An 18,101-nucleotide genomic window follows, 5' to 3' on the forward strand; every position below is an offset into this window, starting at 1 on the left:
TTTTCTCATCCTCAAGAAACACCTTCAAACCGTTCGTTTGGTTTCACATATCCATGAAACAAATCGGCGGGGCTTACCCAATCATACGCTGCGCCTTTTTCCACCAATGTTCCTTTTGAACTTAAACAGTTTGTCGGAATATATTGGGTAGCTGTTTTTACTATTGTGCAATCACGTAGATGATGGAGAGAGAAGTCTGCATTACCAGACGTTCGGCTTGGTAATGGTATGATCTGTGAGCCATAAAACCATGCCTCGCCCTCTGAAACTAAACCTCCAGAATTTGCGTCATATGAAATACATGATCCTCCGTGAACTTCTATAAGATGGTCAACAGTAACTTCCACGTCAAACATGGTGCAATCTGTAACTATCGCACGTAATTTAATTTTGTCTGAATTAATGTTTCTATCATCGGGTATCGGATCATACTGAATTAACGTTTCTGCCCCTGGTATACCATCATCATGAAACGGATTTCGATTAGCATTAAAAATTCTCGATATACACCAAACTGAATTATGAGCACCGGATAGCACCGATGCAGATTCAACCGGCATTTTTACATACTTATCATTAGGCCCATTGACCGCTGATATATATGCATTTGCATTTTCCTTTGAATAATTAACGTTATCGACAACAATTCGTGCTGGTAGTCGAACGCCAGTAGTAATGGCCTTTTTATTGTAATCAACACAAACAACACCGAACTCATGACTATTCAAATGGCTGTCTGGTGCATTAATGACCACATTCTGAATGTTAATATTTCTCCCCCATTCAGTTATTTGTTTAGCGCCATAATCCCCATTAGAAACAAAATCAACAATTTTAATAATATCTGTGACAGGCATATTAGAGTCGATAACCAATGTCAAACCATCAATATCAACATTACCACGCCATTCTGAGCCATAGTCAGGACGGAATTGCACAACTGATTTATACCCATACTGAGAGGCATTGAGCTTTGTTGACTTGCCAAAAAATCTAGAACAATTCTTCAATTTCAAGTAACCACCGCCATTACCAACCATGACTCCCCACTCTTTGAAATGGGTGTCCTCTGCATAAAAGTCCCATAGGCCGAAATGACAATCTATACGGTTTATTTTTGAACCTTTTAATGACAACCCATTAATATTATTAAACCCAGAAAAACCCCAGCCACAATAACCATTAATGTTTTCCATTTGAAGGTCAACAATACCGTTGCCACTTAAACCATACGTCCCTTCCGTACCTTCCAATCTTGTTGGTGCTTCTCCATTAACATTAATCAGACGAATATCCGCTGCATGAGTAATTTTCATCGTAGCTCGAATATTTAGCTCATCTGACTGAGTTTTATCTTTAAAACCAATCAATTCCCAAATCGTGTTATTTCTTGCTATATCAAGAAACACATGGCTCGGACTTCTGTTGAGGTCAATAAACCCACCCTTGATTGTGATATAGCTTTCCTCTAAGTTTCTATATTTTACTGACAGGCTTGTTGCTCCGGAATAATCAAATCTAAGCGGCTTATTCAACTCTCCGTTCTTAACAACACGATTAGGTTCTTTCTTGTAAATAAACGTCGTGCTTTCAGGTTTTCTTTTTATATGCTCAAGATCGGACTCAATGAACACATAAGCATTGTGTAACGATGAGAGGCTAGCAACATGACTAGATGTTTCATAAAAATCAGCATGATTGAGCACGCCATGAAAATCAGAGAGAGGATTACCTTCAGCACGGAACAAAACCGGAAAATCCCATGTCGCAGGACGGCCAACATCTTCATGTATGACAAACTCTGTCATTCCCCAATCAACATTGGTATTGATGACTGCCAAATAACTATCATCAATTAACGCGATCCCATCTTCATTGACAACTGGAAGTTTCTTTAAGTTCGCACAATCATGACAATCTTTTATTTGACGCATAACGGTCGATTGACCATCTAGAACAGCTCCAAATTGACGGTAATTCAATGGACTGCTGATAATTTGAAACTCTCGCCCCTTATTGTCATAAACCAATCCTAAATTAAGGTAACTTTTCCCTGCCTCTGCCGAAGTTATCTGGCCTGTATAAGTAAATTCAGCATTACCCTTATCTCCTGGCGTGTAGTAACCACGAGTGATGAGGTGCGTAGCATTTAAATCCTGCTGACCTATTTCAACGAAAGATGTAACAGTTTCAGTGCGAGTTTCAACGGTCTTATTTACCCACACCTTCCCCGCACTCTCCCCCTCTGGCCTCAAATCACTAACCGAACCATCAACCAACACCTGAGCAATCTTGCAAACAAAGTGCTTCACGCCATTTGCATCGGTGTAGTCGTCTTTCTCATCTACAGTAATCACAAAATCAAACAGTGTGACTTGTTCACCTGTTGGCGTTCCTTCGCGGTGCGCGTCTACGTAGATGAATGATGGTTTGTTAGGTACCTGGACATTGCGATCAAACTCTAAAGTGACACGGTTTCCCGACACATAGCCGGCACCCGCTTTGATGTTGAATGCACTCGCTTGAGGCGTTACCAAGAAACCGTCTTCGATAAACCAATCTTTGCCGTTTTGGTCGATGATGGCTTGGGCTACATCATCGTCCATTTTCTTCATACGTGGCGTTGCGTTGTACTGCCAAGTTGATGCATCCACCGTAATGTTAGTGATTTCAGCAATGTCTTTGTACTCAAGTACGACAGAACGAACCAAGGTATTACCTGCAACACCTGGCTCATCGGCTGACTTTGGTGTTAGTGCATGATGGTCGATTGTGACCAATACGCCATATTCTGAACAATACGCACCCGTCCAGTTGAATTCGAACGGGCCAACGTCACTAGTCAATGTCGTGCTGTAAATAACCGAGTCGGCAGAGAGTCGGCCACGCTGTTCGACACCTTCTTGGTGAACAACATGATCAGTGGGTACCACATCATCTGGCTGTGGGAACTCTGGGCGATTAGGCACATTGGCAAAAATCATCTTGTCGATGATCAGTGGCTTTTCTTCGGCATTAAGTTGCGCCAACAGTGCTTTACCTGCGGCGGTTAAAATTGACTTATCTGTGGTATTTGCCATTTTTATTGATTCCTTAACCTTTCACTGTGGCTTGGTAATATTCACAATCGACATTGAGCACACTTGGTAACATGCCAACGTTTAGTCGTGTCTTTACGTGTGACGCTGAGTATTGCGCTTCAATGTTCTTGCTTCGCGCTGCCAACGGCATTTCGACATAACTGGTGTATTGATAGCGGCGACAGGTTCGCCCGTATTGACGTACTACTGTGTCTAATAACTTCGGGACGTTGGTTAAATCCCCATCTCTAATCTTTAGGCTGATCACATCCCAATCCACATTCACTAACCTTTCATCTTGAGCAATGTGCGGATAACCGAGCTTTGCAAACATGTCTTCCCAGCCGGATACCGAACCTGCATCACGGGCAAAACCATAAGCATGAGCCACACGGATTCGAAACAAGTCTTCGGGCTCTTGGCCGAGCTTTTCTACACCACGTTGCCAAGCAAGAATATTGACCAAAGCCATTGGAGCGGTTAGTGGGTCATGTTGTTGCAGCGGCATTTCAAATGCGGCTTTCACATGCTCCCAATAATTGCGCATGGCTCGGGCGAACTTGGCGAGTTCACCTCTACCCATCCAGTAACGAAGGTTTATCTCAGGTATTTTCAATGGATACCTCCAACGTCTGAATGCGTGGCACCGTTAGGTTGTTAATGATGTCGGCGTTATCGAATTCGAGTGATTCAATCTGTGCAAACTGGCCGTGAAGCTCTTGACCTAATTTGGAGAAACTAAAGCGCAATACCGGATTGGTCACGGTTGGCAAATAATCGGTGTTTTCGCGGAATGCCGCGCCAATAAATTTTTCAACTGCTGCTTTAAGCTGGGTGCGCTCATCCATCGTGAGTGAGCGAAGCGGCCAAACACGGCAAACAATGTCGGTTTGAGTTTCTGGCATTGCCATCACCTGCAAATCATCACCATGGCCGTGTTGCCCTTGCTCACGAATATAGGCATTCAAATCAACAAGCATTTCTGGCGATGGCTCGCCTGTATCAAGCAAAATGTAGGAATTGGCGGTACCTGGCCCACGTGGTGCGTTATGCTCGAAATACACGTTGTCATCGTTAATGCCTGCGCGACTCGTTAACAAAGAACGGTAAGCTGCATCAATGTGCCATTTGGCAACTGCGCTCCACTGATTACGGATACGCAAGCGAAGTTCATCGTTGCTTTCTTTGTCTGCACCTGCAGCAGTTAGCCATTCGGCTGGGTTCGTTGCTGCTGCAATACCTGGTATCGCAGTAGGCAAAATATGGTAATAACCTTCGCCAAGGTTGTAGGCCGCACCTTCACTTTCCGCTTCCACTTCCGCCATGATCATGGTTTCGTTTTCTGGCAGCGTGGTATCAGCAAGTACACGAACGCGGTAGATATTGCCGTTAATCGGTTCGGTTTGAATCCAAGTATCTTTTGGAATGACTAACGCTGGCCCTTTTGCAGCGGCACGTTGGAAGGCGATCAAACCTTTCGCTTTGGTTGCCCCTTTGCGAGTCAGTTTGCATTGCCAAGCGAGTAGGTCTAACCATTGGTCGACTGCAGTCGCCACAAACATATTTGGCAGAACATAACCCACCAATAGCGTATTGATGAGCCACAAGGTGACTTTCACCACGGCCGATTCAATCAAGCGCCAGAACGGGGAGAAAGGCGAATCATTAGAGATAATGCACTCTTCCTTTTCCATCTCTTCTTTCAGCACTTTTTTCCAACTCGCTTCATCGGTAGGAATACCGGATTGCTTGACCAACTCGGCGTAATCTGGTTTTGGAATATCAGACATTGGTTGTCTCCGAAGTTGTGATATCAAGAGTTACATCGCCAAAGTCTGCAGTTGTGGCGAAGACATAAATCGTGCCTTCTGTCGGTTCTTCTAACCTCACAGTTCCCGGCACTAGGCGAACATCTTCTTCAACCAACAGCTCTAACTTGGTGCGAATATCCGCTTTTTTTGATGGGCTGCGCTCTGCGATGAGCTCAACCGCTAAATTGCTTTCGATAATGGCGTGTTTAATGTCTTGGGCGATCACAGCTCGGCCTTGAATCAATACAGGGTTACGGCCTGCATCTAGCACCACATCACCGTTTTCGATTAGGATGTCTTGATAGAGGTAATCCGCCATTAGCCTGCCGCCATTTCTAATTCACTCGCCATGTCCTGTGGACTGCTCATGTAAGTTGGATAAATCGCCACCCCACCGTAGTTGGTTGAACTGGTTTGGTAGTTGGCAATGCTCTTGGCCGCACCACCTGGCTGAACTTGTGCGTAAGGTGTCGCGCTTTGGACTGACTTAGATTTCACTTGAACAGATTCATCATCACCGCCGAAACCTGGCAGCCAATCAACGAGCCCTTTCAGGTTTTCCCAAATACCCGCCAACTTCTCAGTGAACCAACTAAAGACGCTTCCAAAAATGTTGCGCATCGAGTCGGCCATTTCTCCAATGAAGGCAAAACCACTGGTATCGGTAAAGCCACTCATCACCCATTGCCAACCTGCTGATAGGAATTGGAACAACTTACTAAACACACCTATCACGAGAGATACGCCTGACACGATTGCAGTAAGCACATAGGAAACAAACTGAATTCCCGCGGTGATTAAATTAGAAATCACGCCAATTCCGATCGCCGCCAAAACTTTCAACACTTCAAAAATCGCAACGCCTATCCACTTGAACAGAGGAAGTAGCGGCTCAATGGCTTGATAGAGAAAACAAAAAGAGGAACGAAGCATCCCAACTCCATTTTCCAATGCTTTAAACATCGCAGTATCTCCGAACGCAGCCTTTACTTTGTCCCAATAAACTATCAACCCAACAACCGCACCAATAGCTAGACCAATACCTGTCACTATCAATGTTATTGGGCTCATTAATATACTGAACGCCCCCGCTACTACTGTTAGTAGCCCACCTGCGGCAACTAACCCCAAAATAGCCATGGCTGCATAGCCCACATATTTCGTGATATTTGGGAAAAGTTCAGTCCATCGAATGATTTCCATCGCGCCATCGGCCAAACTCGACACCACTGGCAAGAGAGAAGGCAACAACGCCGCACCAAAAGCAGTTCGAACGGCAAACACACCTTGTTCGAGTCGTTCCCATTGGTCGGTCATGCTGTGGGCCATCTTAATGGCCGTGTTTAGGTTGCTGGCATCATTTAGCTCTTTAACGCTCGATTGGAGATCACCTGTTTTGCCGATCAAGTCAGTGATAAGCAGTACAGCCTCATCAGAGCCGAAAGCTTGTTTTATCTGGTCGATTTCAAGCGAATCTAGATCACCAAACTGGTTGCGCAGTTTCGACATGATGTCGAACATTGGCAGCATCTTTCCGTTGCTGTCGGTAAACGCCATGCCTAGCTTGCCTTGCGCTTTGACCACACCGTTCATAAAGGCTTTGTAACGAGTACCCGCTTCACTGCCAGACATAGAGCCTTGCAACAGACCAAGAATGGCCATTTGCTCTTCAATGGCTACGCCGTGAGTTTTACCCAATGCGCCGACACCCTTGAACGCATCCGACATGCCTTGACCTGTCGTTTTGAACATCTCGACAGATTTGGCGGTCATGCCTGCGACTTGCTCGGCCCAGTTATCTTTACCAATCCGATCCGCTTGGTCTTTGAACACCGAATACATGGTGCCCATGTAGTTGGTAATGGTGGCGGTATCTGCTTTAGTCGCTGCGGCTAAAATTGCCGAACTTCTAGTGACACCTGCCAGTTCATCACCTGCCATACTGCCCATAGCAGATTTAATGTCGTAAGACGCTGCCACGAATTCAGTGGCCGACTTACCGTATTCAACCGAAAACTTCATTGCGGTTTGGGCAAGAGTTTTTAGTTGATCATCGGCAACGCCAAGTGATTTCACTTCGCCTAACGCCCTGTCCATTTCAATCGCTGGCATCAAGGCTTGTTGCAATGCGAAACCAGCACCCACCATGCCTGCCGCACCTGCCATCATGGTATGAGTACCTTGACGATAGGTGTTGGTGACATCATTCAATTGACGTTGAATATTACCCAGAGGTTTTGAAATCTGGTCAATCAATCCAACTTGAAATCTGAGTGCTTCTGGTAACATCAACAATTCTCTAATTGCTTGGTGGTTAACCGCTAAAGGCTTTGGCTACACCGCTAGCGGTGACGGCTTGCATGTTTTCCCAATGGTTCTTCTCTAACCAAATCGCATAAGCTAGGTTCTGATCAGTGTCCGGCTCATTGGGTAGCCACTTTCGCCGCCACGCATACATTTTTTGCCTGTCGCTGCTATCTATGGCAGCGACAAGCCCATCTATTTTTTTACCGAGATGGAAAGCTTAGGTGCGTACTCTTTAAGAACCGCGCCATAAATCTGCGTTGCCGCACCTGGGTTCTGTTGGGTAAGTTCACGCAGCGCATCTTTTGAGCCTTCGCTAACACAGCTCATTAAGAAGTTATGGGCCGCGCTACTCGCATCACCTTGTAAAATGGTGTTTTGCGCTTCGTCGTACTCGGCTGGCGTTGGGTTGAACTCAAGGTCTGTTGTACCAACGGTTAAAACAATGGCTTTACTCATGCTGCTTCTCGCTCTTTATCTAACTTGTTTTCCAAACGGTCGAACCGTCCATTAATTGAATCTTTCAAATCGTCTACGGCTTCCCGTAGTTCGTGCTTGGTGGCGTACTTTTCAGCAACATCCGCACGTTGGTTGGCTATCGCCAACTCGTTTTTGTGAGTCCGCTGTTCGAGATCTCTGGTTGTTGCTGCGGATTTCTCAGCGCGGGTGTACACAAAACCGATCAGCGTTAATAGGAAGCCGCCCAATCCCAGCAACACGCGCCAATCCTCCATTTAGCCCCCTTTCGCACCACTCTTTAGACTTGCCATCATGCCAACAGGCTCTTTCCCTGCTGCAACCTGCTTATCCAAAGAACGTTTGTGAATGTTGATACCAAGCACGGCCAGCGCGACAGAAATCAAAGGGGTCAGCGCAACGATGGCGTTGATCACGTTGGCAGTTTCTGTTGGTTCAATCACCATCACAGCAAACAAGCCAAGGAACATCAGTGCCCATGAGAAACACAGCGTGTAACCCCACATTGGTCGCCATCGACGAACAAAGGGATCATTACTGGCATATTCTGCTTGGGTCGTGGCCGCTTGTTGGGTCATTGCAAGTTTACGTTCTTCACTTTCCAATTCAGCATGTTGAAAAGCCAACTCACGCAGCTTCACCCGCTCATCAGACTCAAGTTGTTTGATTTGCAATAAAGCATCTGAGTTATTGATTAGCGCCTGTTCAATTGCTTCTGGGCTGTTTTCCACGCCAAGAGCACTTGCCACCATTCCCGCTACCGCGCCCCCCGCAGGGCCACCAATTAAGGTGCCAACCAGTGGTGCAGCCGAACCAATGAGTGATTTCACTTTTTCCCACATGTTAATCAGTCCTTTAGAACTGTTAGGCTTGCTGGCTCTCCGCCAAACTCTGCCATCAGGTTGTTAAATGCAGCGGTTGAGTTCATCACTGCCCATTCACCACCCACAAAACCAAAATCCACACCAGGCGCCAAACAACCTTGAAGCTGCTTAGGCGAATTCGCTTTGTGAATCAAAATGTGTGTTCGTAGGCTTGGCCCTTGTCGAGTCACACCAAGGTCTTTGCTTTCCAGTGCATAGCACTCACCAAACTTTGGCGATTTATGAGGAAAAAGCGTGTAGCTACCTTCTGGAATACAGGACTTAGATGGCGCGTTGTTCTGCCAAGGTCGCTCAACAACACAACAAACCTGACTACCATCGGCACGGTGTAACGTTGAATAGGTACCGTGAGGAAAGTAACGGCGCTTTAAAACAAAATGCTTCATCGCTTAAATCTCTCTATGTTGCTTTGGCACTTGGTGCAGTATTTACACCCTGGTACTTTTTGGCGGCGTTCTTCGGGTATTGGGACGCCACATTCGCCGCATTCCTGTGCGCTTTCCCGTTGTTCCATTTGCTTAGCCCTTGCCAGTTGGTTGGCAATCGCCACTTCTGTGAATTGGGTTTCAAGGCCACTGGCATGGTCGATAACATCAGACATTACGCCCCCTGTTTATTGAGCAAAAAGCTACTGAACCAAATCTTCGGTTTCATCTGGGCGCAGGTATGGAACGCCGTTGATTTTCACAAAGTCGGGGCTAGTCACTTCGAACGGCAGTTTGTGAACCAATGCACTGCCACCATTTGAATCGGCATCAAGAAGATCAGAGATTTTGATACGACAACCGTAGGCTTCAATTTTGAGCTCGTCTTTATCAATCTTGCCGTAGAACAGCGCGTCAAAATCAGGCATTCCACGCCAAGAGCCGGCTTGTTTTGCTGCCTTGCTCAACTGGTTGAATTGCTGCGTGGTAAGCTCCATCTCACCGCTTGCTTCCACATCGCCATCGACATAACCATCAGGCACACCAGAGGTTTTATTGACGGCAGAATTATCGGTAATGGAGAGAGTGACTTTTTGCGCTTTTAGCTTGTAGTCACCCATTGAAAAATGCATGTTCTTGCCAGAAATACGCATGCTCATGGATTACGCCTCCGCATCTGCAGGGTTAGAGAGATCAAGCCCAATGTTGACAACAATGTGTTTCGGGCAGTTATGAGGGCGAACCATTAAGCCAATGTTTACTTTGGTTTTTGTCATCCACTGAATCGACACGTCTTCATCACGTGGTGGCATGATTTCACCTGGGAACTGAATGCCGCCGATTTCAGTGGTCTTCGACATATCGCGCATGTCTTTACTGAAGTAAGTGCGGTTGAGCTCAATACTTGGTGGTGTTGAGTTAAGGATTCGGTCAGCAATACGACGAATCGCTTTAATGCGAACGCGGCGGTTAAGCTTGTGAACTGGGCGAACGTATTCAAGGAATTGATAGTCGCCGCCTTTCGCTTCTAGCGTAGAGCCATCTGTCCAGTAGATGCCTTCCATATCCGCATACCATTGCGGCAATGAATAACGCGCCTCGGCTAACGCTGCGATGGTGCTCATTTCTAATGGTTTACCCGCGCTATCGACAGGCATTTGACCAAGACCAAGCAAACTGCCTGTTGCAACGCGCATAGGGCTATCGGCTACAGTGACTGCGCGATCACATAGGCGACCACCAAGCACACCCACGTTGTTACCATTGAGTTGCGGCACTGGTGTAACCAAATTTGCGGCAACATCTTTTACTAGGGTTAGCATGGCCGTCTCATAGTCTGACCACGTTTGCGCACCTTCACCTTCTGCCGTAATACCAGGACAAGCAGCAAGGAAGAACACCCAACGACCAAGTTTGCTCGTGAGTTCTGTCGCCTTGTCTTGCATCGCGGTGAAGTCGGCTTTGTCTGCCACAACATCGACAATACAAATACCTTCAAAAGAGTCGGTACGGTTGGCGATGTCTACCGCTTCTTGCCAAGTAGCATCAGCCGCTAAACCAAAGATGGCACCCGTCCAGTTTTGTTTGCCATTGAGCTGCGCGGCTTTGACGTTTGCGCCTAGCGCATCATCAGCCACCACATCATCAAGATTGGTCATGTTGTTTACGCGCGTGACTTTGCCTTGCAGTTCGGCTTTATCGGTGCGCCCGATGTAGATCAGGTGGCGTTCAATTTCTGGAATCCCGCCTTGCCCTAAATTGAGGTTGTTTACCTCTACCTTTCCGGTTGCCATTGGTAATTTTCCTTACTCAAAGGGTTATTTTTTCACGCGAGCTTTCTCGATATTCTTAATGAGGCGCTCTCTTACTTTTTTGGTTTTCGTCCCTATCATTTGCCGCTGTGGTGTGTGTACTTTCCACTTTTGCTTACCTTTCTCTTTGCCTGTTCTCATCATTCGTATGATCAGGCCCGCTTGCCCCAAGGTAAGGCGCTTCTCTAGGTTCCGAACACTGGGTTTATTCCAACCTTTGCCATCTTTACGGCGAATTCGATAACCAAGCCTACGCAGTGCTATTGCTTGTTTTTTGGTGCAGGGTGCGCCGTAATCCAGTTCACCTCTTAGCTTTGTTTGTTCCTTTATGTGCTCATGAGCCGAAATAGTTTGAGTTAATCCGGCTTGATGCACTGCTGCCTTTCTTGCCTTTGTTTTGTTGCTCCACGTCAAATCAAGCATGGTGGCATCATGAAGAACGTAAGGTTCCATTCCATTGGCGAAGGAAGTAAGCACCGCACCTTCGCCTCTTTTACGCTTCTCAAACTTTTGGTTGTCGACGTCTTTTTGCCTGCGAATGCGGCTGCGCGTCATCCTTCTTTCCCAGCGCCCCAAATCTTTGAACAGCCAGAATCTTTTACGCTTTGTTAGTGCTAACGCTTCCAATGCTTGCTTGGCATTGATGGCGTCTTTGCCAACTAACTCAATTTGCATGGGTTAACTCGTATTCTTCGGCGGTATCAATTGGAACGGCCTGTACTCGGTACTTAGTCCCACGCCACGTAATCAAACCTTGCTCATCTGGTATCATTTCGATGGGTTCCATCATTTCTATTTCGATGAGAACATCAGCCGCTTCATGGCTAATCACATCGACACTAATCTCTGGATCATCCAACTCATGAATATCGCGCTCTGTATCACAGTCGGATAACCAACAAGCGACTAAAGCAAACAAATTGCGTGGGTCTAACTGTCGGTGCGGAAATTCTTCTATTGAAACAACCGCTTCATAGCGCCAATACGCTGCAATGTGTCCACCGTTACCACGGTCTTCACCATCAACTACGATGGCGGCTCTTTCTTGCCAAGCTTCAATTTTGTTATCGAGCACATTGCTGTTGAGATGGCTAACGATGTAATCCGTTAGGTGCTCAAGCTTGGTTTTTACGTAGGCTGTATCGCTCATATCGAATCAATCCCATTGGCACTTCGGCCAAGCAACAAGCGCACATCTTGATTGCTTTGGGTGATAAAGCGTGCCTCTTGTTCTGGTTCATCTGTCGCTACGCTTTCGCCCTCTTTGCGGCGGTCTTGCGTGGCGAACTCTGGCAATAGATCAGCATGGGCCAAACCATAAACCGCGCGTTTATATGCCGCTGTTTTGGCTGCGTTTAGCTGTGGCGGAATATCGTCAACCAACAGGCTTGCAAGTCGTTGTTGGATATTCAGAGCCGCAATGCTCACGGCTGCAGCCATAGAATCGTTGTCAAAGGTGTGAGGAATACGGCGCAATTGGCGGAATTCATCGGTTGATAAATCCGGCCAGCCTTCACCTGGTATGGCGGTATTTACTGCGCTGTTAACTTTTCCACCAAAGCTCATCACGATTCCTTCTTTGAATAAGTGCGCCTCTAGCCACTGGGTCGACGGTATCGAGTTAGCCTATTGGCTTCTCTTACCTCACCAGCCGAGGCGCGGTGGCGTAGGAGTCTTTAAAGATTCTTGCCGTCTTTAATGGCACGAATACGTTGTTCAATTTTCTTGATTTGGGTGCCCACACCCACTTTGCAGTGCTTATTGTGAGCGTGTTGAAGTAGGGCCAATGCCTTTTCCAACGTTTCCAAATTGCCGATCGCTGTCGCTTGCGGTTGGCCTTCTTCATTTCGAATCAGGTATAAACCCGCGAACTTGTACCACTTGGCGTGAACCTTCTCGTGTAAGCGCCAATCTTTCTCGACCTTCTCAAATACTTTGGAAAAGTAAGGTTCAATTGAATTGCCACGTTCCGATTCACTTTCAGCCCACTCCAAGACCTGATCAGCACAGAATGTCGGCCAATCACGGCGGAAGTTCTCTGGTGTTGGCAAGTCTCGTTCGATTGCCTTCATGCACCAATCAATGGCGGTATCCAGCTCTTTAATATCGAATAGCCAGATCACCAAGTTGGTAAAAATTGGGTTTTCGAACTGTTCACCGTTTTCTAAGTAGCTTTGAACATACGGCTTGTATTTCGGGACTAAGACATTGCGCTTATGCTCGACACGATCAGCAATCGCATTGAAAGAGCGCAAATGCTTGCGGTCTTCTTCGAAGTCAATCAGCTTGATGTGCAAACTATCTGTGTCAGCCGCAGGGCTAACATTAAAAGCTCTCTGCTCTCTTACAGTTTTCTTCGCTAGGTTGTCTCTCATGCCAGGAGATAAGCGCATAGTCATTTACCCTTATGCTGCAGGTGTCGCACCGAAGTGCACTTTCGCTTCATTGAAGCTTGCGTAACCGTCATGATCACCCACTGCATAACCTTCATTACGCAGATATGAGTTTTCATGCTGCTTGCGGTCTTCTACGTGCTCAGACTTGCGGTGACGCGTGTTTTTCTGCGTATAAACATGCAAGTTTTTCAGCGTGGTGACTGTCATTCGCATCCCTGGGAAGAACGGTGGCGACATTGCACGACGACCAGCAATAGAGTTTGGCAATTGTTGCGCTGCTTTTTTCTCTGTTGGCGTTTTTGCCGCGTCATATAAACGCGCCTGTTCGAATGAAAGAAGATCAGCACCAACCAACACAATTAAGTTCGGGTCGCTTCGTAACGCAGGATGAATCTTGGTGTTAATTAGGTCAGACGCCATTGCATCTAAGTTGGTGTAATCACCACCACCGTCAGGATCTAGATAAACATCTACATCAATGATTTGGTCTGGTGACTTTTCTTTAACTAGCTGCTGCCAGCCTTTGTTAACATCTTCACCATTTGGGTTATTCACCGGATCAGTTGTTTCAGCTACCGAAGTACCATTGAAGCCAACACGAATAATGTCTTGAGCGAAATTCAGTGTTGCGTTTTCGTTTAGGCGCTTCATGAATTCGCCAGGATTACCGGAGTTAGCCCAAACGCTCAACAAATCCCACGTAACAACAGCACAAGAGTCGGTTTCGACTAAGGTGTAGGTATTGCCATCAACACCACTTGATGTGGTATGACGACCACCTTTTTTGCGGCCTGTATGTAGCTTGTTGGTACCAACATCAACAACTTGCCCTGAAATTTGGTCTACATCTTCAACCGTGATCAGTTTGAGGAAATCAACAGATTCCATTAGCTTGTTTTTTAGCGCCGTTTCAACTGGGCCCGAAATAGCGAATTGCTTACTCACATCAGAGCGAGAAAATACTTCACACTGTTTTGCGCAGTATTCTTCTAGCAATGCACGAGCGGTTTGAGTTAGTTGCATTTAATGTTGCTCCTTACAAAAAGTGGCTTGTGTCTTCCGCCGCACCTTCGCCTTTCGGCTCTTGACCAGGTACTTCTTTCGAAAGGGCGTTGAACTTAGTTTCAAGACCAGAAACTTTTTCCATCAGTGGCGCAATAGCCGTATTTACCGCAGCAGAGAACTGCTCGACTGTTGCACCTTCCGGTGTTTGTTCCGGTTCTGGTGTTTCTGGTGTTTGCTGACTGAACTCTTGTTTGAGTTCGCTTTTCAGCTCAGTTTTTAGCTCACCTTTAAAAGCGCTAAATTGCCTTTTCAGTGCTGCTTGTAGTTGCTCTTCGGTCACGTCTGTGTCCTCTGGTTCTGATGGGATCTCTGGCTTATCTTCACCAGAGGAAAAGAATTGATTACACATCGAGAAAAAACGCTCACTTCGGGTAAAGCATTCTTCGAGGTTAATTTCTTCAAGGTGGCTACATTCAAGGCGAGTGGTCTCACCGTCTTTACGAGAGAATTGAAGTAGCGAAGTACCTGTGGAGGCTGGGGAGTCAGTCGCAGCTAGGCCCATTAAGTAACAACGCCCTTCGCCCTTGTAGTCAGGTTCTGGCTCGATAGAAGTAAATAGCTTTTGCTTTTTGCTATTGGCATCGAGTAGATATTGGTTAGGCTCTAACTTGGCAAATAGACGCATCTTTCCGTCTTTTTCTTCGACTTTAAGCTCTACGACTTTGCCCCAGTTCTCACCAAACCCATAAAAGCGACGATGCTCTGGCCAAATTAATGCGGTGTATTCTTCTGGGTCATAGCTTTCCGCCATTTGAGACAGCCATTCACGGGTAATTTTACGTCCGTCTACGGTTGGCCCTTCTGTCGCTATGATTTTCCAGTCACTAATCTTTGGCATTTACATACTCACATACTCAAAAGTTTGTTATTTACATCTCGATTTACGCAAACAATACGCCTTTGACTGACTGCTTTCAGCCACTTCAATTCCTAGAAATTCGGATTTTAGCCAAATCCGAATTCATCCGAATTTTGCTTAGTCATTTGCGAGTTTTCGGAGCGTATGATGCAGCTATGGCATATTCAGATGAAATAAAAGAGGCCGCGAAAAAGCTTTATTTACGCGGGGTACCTCCAAAGGAAATAGCGGCGCAACTTAACCTAAATAGCGACCGCATCATTTATACCTGGGCGGGGAAATTCGGCTGGGCTTTGTTGTTGAATGAACTTTCTGTTGAGGAAATGATTAACCGCCGATTGGCCGTGTTAATTGATAAAGACGAGAAAAGCGATCAACAACTTAAAGAGATGGATAAGCTCATAGACCATCACGTTAAGTTGCTAAAAGCTCATGCCGATGCAAAAGCCAAAGCTGAACGCATGCTTTCGCAAGGCAGCTCGAAGTCGAGCGGTTCCGAGCCGTCGAATCAAAGCCGCGCTGGTAATAGCAACAGCAAGAAAAAAGGCAGAGGCAAAAACAACATCGAGCACCTTTGTGAAGATGACTTTGTCGATTGGCATGAATCACTGTTCGAATATCAGCATGTCATGCGTAACAACATTAAGCAGCGCATTCGCAACATCCTAAAATCACGCCAGATTGGTGCGACTTACTATTTCAGTGGTGAAGCGTTAGAAGACGCAATTCTAACGGGCGATAACCAAATATTCCTTTCAGCCTCTCGCGCTCAAGCCGAGGTTTTCCGCAGCTACATTATAGCCATTGGCAAAGAGTTCTTAGACATCGAGTTAACCGGCAACCCGATCATTCTTTCTAACGGTGCCGAACTTCGCTTTCTATCAACCAACAGCAAAACAGCCCAGAGTTACCACGGCCATGTTTATGTCGATGAATATTTCTGGATACCCAAGTTTGACGAGCTGAACAAACTTGCTTCAGCAATGGCTACGCATAAAAAGTGGCGCAAAACTTACTTTTCTACGCCATCATCGAAGATGCACCAGGCTTACCCATTTTGGACAGGTGACCAGTGGCGCAAAGGCAAAGAGTCTCGCGCAAAGATTGAATTCCCTACCTTTGAAGAATATCGCGACGGTGGACGACTCTGCGACGATAAACAGTGGCGTTATGTTGTCACCATTGAAGATGCAGCCAACGGCGGTTGTGACCTATTCGACATTGACGAACTGCGCGAAGAGTACAGCCAAGACGATTTCGAAAACCTGTTCATGTGCGTGTTTGTTGATGGGGCTCTATCTGTATTCAAGTTTTCAGACCTTGAAAAAGGCATGGTGGATGCCGCCCACTGGCAAGACTTCAAGCCAAATAACAAACGACCTTTTGCTCATCGAGAAGTTTGGTTGGGTTACGACCCAAGCCGAACCCGAGACAACGCATGTTTGGTGGTCGTGGCTCCGCCTGTCGTCGCAGGTGAACGGTTCCGCGTACTAGAAAAGCACTATTGGAAAGGGCTCAACTTCCAATATCACGTATCAGAAATCGAAAAAGTCTTTAAGCGCTACAAGGTGACTTATATCGGAGTAGATACCACAGGCATTGGCGGTGGTGTTTGGGATTTGATTTCGAAAAAATACCCGCGTGAAGCTCACGCAATTCACTACAGCAACGAAAACAAAAACCGCCTAGTGATGAAGATGATCGACATCGTAGAAGCCAAACGACTTCAATTTGATGCTGAACACAAAGACATTGCAATGGCGTTTATGGCGATTAAGCGAGTACCAACGGCCAGCGGGAACGCCATGACATTCAAAGCAGAGCGCAGCCAAACCACAGGCCACGCCGATGCATTCTGGGCTATCTCTCACGCCATTATTAATGAGCCGTTAGACCACTCAACACCAACTAAATCAACTTGGGCAACCGCAGCATGACCGAGCAAACAGAAACTTTAGTCAGACAAGAAGAACAACCACCAGAGTCGGTCTATCACATCGACTCCACACCCGAAGCCATCGACTCTAATAGTTGGATGACCTCATACTCAGATTTGTTTTACAACGATTCCGATAACTATTGGGAACCGCCAATTTCGCGCACTGGATTAGCCGACATTGCCAGAGCCAACGCTTATCACGGCTCTTTGTTGATTGCTCGGGCCAACTATGTCGCAGGACGATTTCAACAAGGTGGTTCTACTCGCCGCAGACACATTCAAGCCTTTTGCCGCGATTACTTTACCTTTGGTGATGCCGCTTTCTTAAAAATCCGTGATGGCTTCAAACGCGTGGTGCGCTTGCATCCGTTACCGGGCATGTACTTACGCAAACGCAAAAACGGCAACTTCGTTATTCTTGAGCGAGACAACCAACAGCGAGAATACCGCAAAGAAGATGTGATCTTCTTGCCTCAGTACGACCCGCAACAGCAAATTTATGGTTTGGCTGATTACTTGGGCAGTATTCAAAGCAGCTTACTAAACAAAGATGCCACGCTATTTCGCCGCCGCTACTACAAGAACGGTGCGCATATGGGCTTTATCTTTTACGCGACTGACCCTAGCTTGAGCGAAGAAGACGAAGAGATGATGAAGAAAACCATTGCCAGTTCGAAAGGCGTGGGCAACTTCCGCAGCATGTTCGTGAACATTCCGAACGGTAAAGAGAAAGGGATTCAATTAATCCCTGTGGGTGACATTGCCACCAAAGATGAGTTTGAGCGAATCAAGAACATCACCGCGCAAGACATTCTCGTCGGGCACCGATTCCCGGTTGGTAAAGCTGGTATTATCCCGCAGGGTACCACCAGTTTGGGCGACCCAGTCAAGATCGGCAGCGAGTACGCCAAAGACGAAATTATCCCAGTATGTGAGCTAATTATGGATGAAGTGAACAGCGACCCGGAGATACCGAAGCGACTGCACTTGAAGTTTGATGTTTCAACAAGCAATGAATAGAAGAAAGCCCCAATTATAGGGGTCCTTTTC

21 protein-coding genes are annotated in these 18,101 nt (G+C 46.5%); 2 read left to right on the top strand and 19 right to left on the bottom strand.

Annotation, left to right across the window (positions count from 1 at the left end; all coding sequences use genetic code 11):
* Positions 1 to 11 precede the first annotated feature (11 nt).
* The 19 genes from FH974_RS26185 to FH974_RS10930 form a co-directional block, all read right to left on the bottom strand.
* Positions 12 to 3,080 (bottom strand): phage tail-collar fiber domain-containing protein, encoded by a 3,069-nt coding sequence (locus FH974_RS26185; protein WP_242551825.1) that lies wholly within the window; start codon positions 3,078 to 3,080, stop codon positions 12 to 14.
* 13 nt (positions 3,081 to 3,093) lie between these two features.
* Positions 3,094 to 3,696 carry a phage tail protein gene (locus FH974_RS10850; protein WP_140276677.1) on the bottom strand — a complete coding sequence of 201 codons (603 nt, stop codon included), beginning with the start codon at positions 3,694 to 3,696 and terminating at the stop codon, positions 3,094 to 3,096.
* Entirely contained in the window at positions 3,683 to 4,870 is a 1,188-nt protein-coding gene (locus FH974_RS10855; protein ID WP_140276675.1) for a baseplate J/gp47 family protein, read from the bottom strand. Before FH974_RS10855 ends, FH974_RS10850 begins: the two co-directional genes overlap by 14 nt.
* Positions 4,863 to 5,210: a DUF2590 family protein gene (locus FH974_RS10860; RefSeq protein ID WP_140276673.1), complete on the bottom strand. Its 348-nt coding sequence runs from the start codon at positions 5,208 to 5,210 to the stop codon at positions 4,863 to 4,865. Before FH974_RS10860 ends, FH974_RS10855 begins: the two co-directional genes overlap by 8 nt.
* Complete coding sequence (locus tag FH974_RS10865; protein ID WP_207103268.1) at positions 5,210 to 7,180, bottom strand: phage tail tape measure protein; 1,971 nt, start codon at positions 7,178 to 7,180, stop codon at positions 5,210 to 5,212. Before FH974_RS10865 ends, FH974_RS10860 begins: the two co-directional genes overlap by 1 nt.
* Positions 7,181 to 7,205: 25 nt before the next feature.
* The gene (locus tag FH974_RS26435; protein WP_005530037.1) at positions 7,206 to 7,349 is read right to left on the bottom strand and encodes a DUF6890 family protein; all 144 of its coding nucleotides are present in this window, start codon (positions 7,347 to 7,349) and stop codon (positions 7,206 to 7,208) included.
* A gap of 41 nt (positions 7,350 to 7,390) precedes the next feature.
* The gene (locus FH974_RS10870) at positions 7,391 to 7,654 is read right to left on the bottom strand and encodes a putative phage tail assembly chaperone (protein ID WP_029839591.1); all 264 of its coding nucleotides are present in this window, start codon (positions 7,652 to 7,654) and stop codon (positions 7,391 to 7,393) included.
* Positions 7,651 to 7,929 carry a hypothetical protein gene (locus tag FH974_RS10875; RefSeq protein ID WP_025536131.1) on the bottom strand — a complete coding sequence of 93 codons (279 nt, stop codon included), beginning with the start codon at positions 7,927 to 7,929 and terminating at the stop codon, positions 7,651 to 7,653. The genes FH974_RS10870 and FH974_RS10875 overlap by 4 nt, the downstream gene beginning before the upstream one ends.
* The gene (locus tag FH974_RS10880; RefSeq protein WP_072866693.1) at positions 7,930 to 8,514 is read right to left on the bottom strand and encodes a 3TM-type holin; all 585 of its coding nucleotides are present in this window, start codon (positions 8,512 to 8,514) and stop codon (positions 7,930 to 7,932) included. It abuts the gene before it with no gap.
* Between the two features lie 5 nt (positions 8,515 to 8,519).
* Entirely contained in the window at positions 8,520 to 8,942 is a 423-nt protein-coding gene (locus FH974_RS10885; RefSeq protein ID WP_140276668.1) for a DUF5675 family protein, read from the bottom strand.
* A complete protein-coding gene (locus FH974_RS10890; RefSeq protein ID WP_140276666.1) occupies positions 8,939 to 9,157 on the bottom strand; it encodes a TraR/DksA C4-type zinc finger protein in 219 nt (72 codons plus the stop codon). The genes FH974_RS10885 and FH974_RS10890 overlap by 4 nt, the downstream gene beginning before the upstream one ends.
* 27 nt (positions 9,158 to 9,184) lie before the next feature.
* Positions 9,185 to 9,640: a phage protein gene (locus FH974_RS10895; RefSeq protein WP_025536123.1), complete on the bottom strand. Its 456-nt coding sequence runs from the start codon at positions 9,638 to 9,640 to the stop codon at positions 9,185 to 9,187.
* Positions 9,641 to 9,643: 3 nt separating this feature from the next.
* Positions 9,644 to 10,774, bottom strand: a complete 1,131-nt coding sequence (locus FH974_RS10900) for a DUF2586 domain-containing protein (protein WP_207103269.1) — start codon at positions 10,772 to 10,774, stop codon at positions 9,644 to 9,646.
* 24 nt (positions 10,775 to 10,798) lie between these two features.
* Positions 10,799 to 11,467 (bottom strand): hypothetical protein, encoded by a 669-nt coding sequence (locus tag FH974_RS10905; protein ID WP_207103270.1) that lies wholly within the window; start codon positions 11,465 to 11,467, stop codon positions 10,799 to 10,801.
* Complete coding sequence (locus tag FH974_RS10910) at positions 11,457 to 11,942, bottom strand: phage tail protein (RefSeq protein WP_140276658.1); 486 nt, start codon at positions 11,940 to 11,942, stop codon at positions 11,457 to 11,459. The genes FH974_RS10905 and FH974_RS10910 overlap by 11 nt, the downstream gene beginning before the upstream one ends.
* A complete protein-coding gene (locus tag FH974_RS10915; RefSeq protein ID WP_025536119.1) occupies positions 11,939 to 12,358 on the bottom strand; it encodes a head completion/stabilization protein in 420 nt (139 codons plus the stop codon). Before FH974_RS10915 ends, FH974_RS10910 begins: the two co-directional genes overlap by 4 nt.
* Positions 12,359 to 12,468: 110 nt before the next feature.
* The gene (gene gpM / locus FH974_RS10920) at positions 12,469 to 13,185 is read right to left on the bottom strand and encodes a phage terminase small subunit (RefSeq protein WP_207103271.1); all 717 of its coding nucleotides are present in this window, start codon (positions 13,183 to 13,185) and stop codon (positions 12,469 to 12,471) included.
* A 12-nt stretch (positions 13,186 to 13,197) separates the two neighbouring features.
* On the bottom strand, positions 13,198 to 14,211 hold the full coding sequence (locus tag FH974_RS10925) for a phage major capsid protein, P2 family (RefSeq protein WP_140276654.1): 1,014 nt from the start codon (positions 14,209 to 14,211) through the stop codon (positions 13,198 to 13,200).
* A 13-nt stretch (positions 14,212 to 14,224) separates the two neighbouring features.
* Entirely contained in the window at positions 14,225 to 15,091 is an 867-nt protein-coding gene (locus tag FH974_RS10930; RefSeq protein ID WP_140276652.1) for a GPO family capsid scaffolding protein, read from the bottom strand.
* 176 nt (positions 15,092 to 15,267) lie between these two features.
* Between FH974_RS10930 and FH974_RS10935 the strand changes: the two genes are divergently transcribed.
* Positions 15,268 to 17,049 (top strand): terminase large subunit domain-containing protein, encoded by a 1,782-nt coding sequence (locus FH974_RS10935; RefSeq protein ID WP_207103272.1) that lies wholly within the window; start codon positions 15,268 to 15,270, stop codon positions 17,047 to 17,049.
* Positions 17,046 to 18,071 carry a phage portal protein gene (locus FH974_RS10940; protein WP_140276648.1) on the top strand — a complete coding sequence of 342 codons (1,026 nt, stop codon included), beginning with the start codon at positions 17,046 to 17,048 and terminating at the stop codon, positions 18,069 to 18,071. The genes FH974_RS10935 and FH974_RS10940 overlap by 4 nt, the downstream gene beginning before the upstream one ends.
* Positions 18,072 to 18,101: the final 30 nt, after the last annotated feature.

Origin of the sequence: Photobacterium ganghwense (assembly GCF_017329545.1) — a bacterium.
Taxonomy (GTDB): domain Bacteria; phylum Pseudomonadota; class Gammaproteobacteria; order Enterobacterales; family Vibrionaceae; genus Photobacterium; species Photobacterium ganghwense.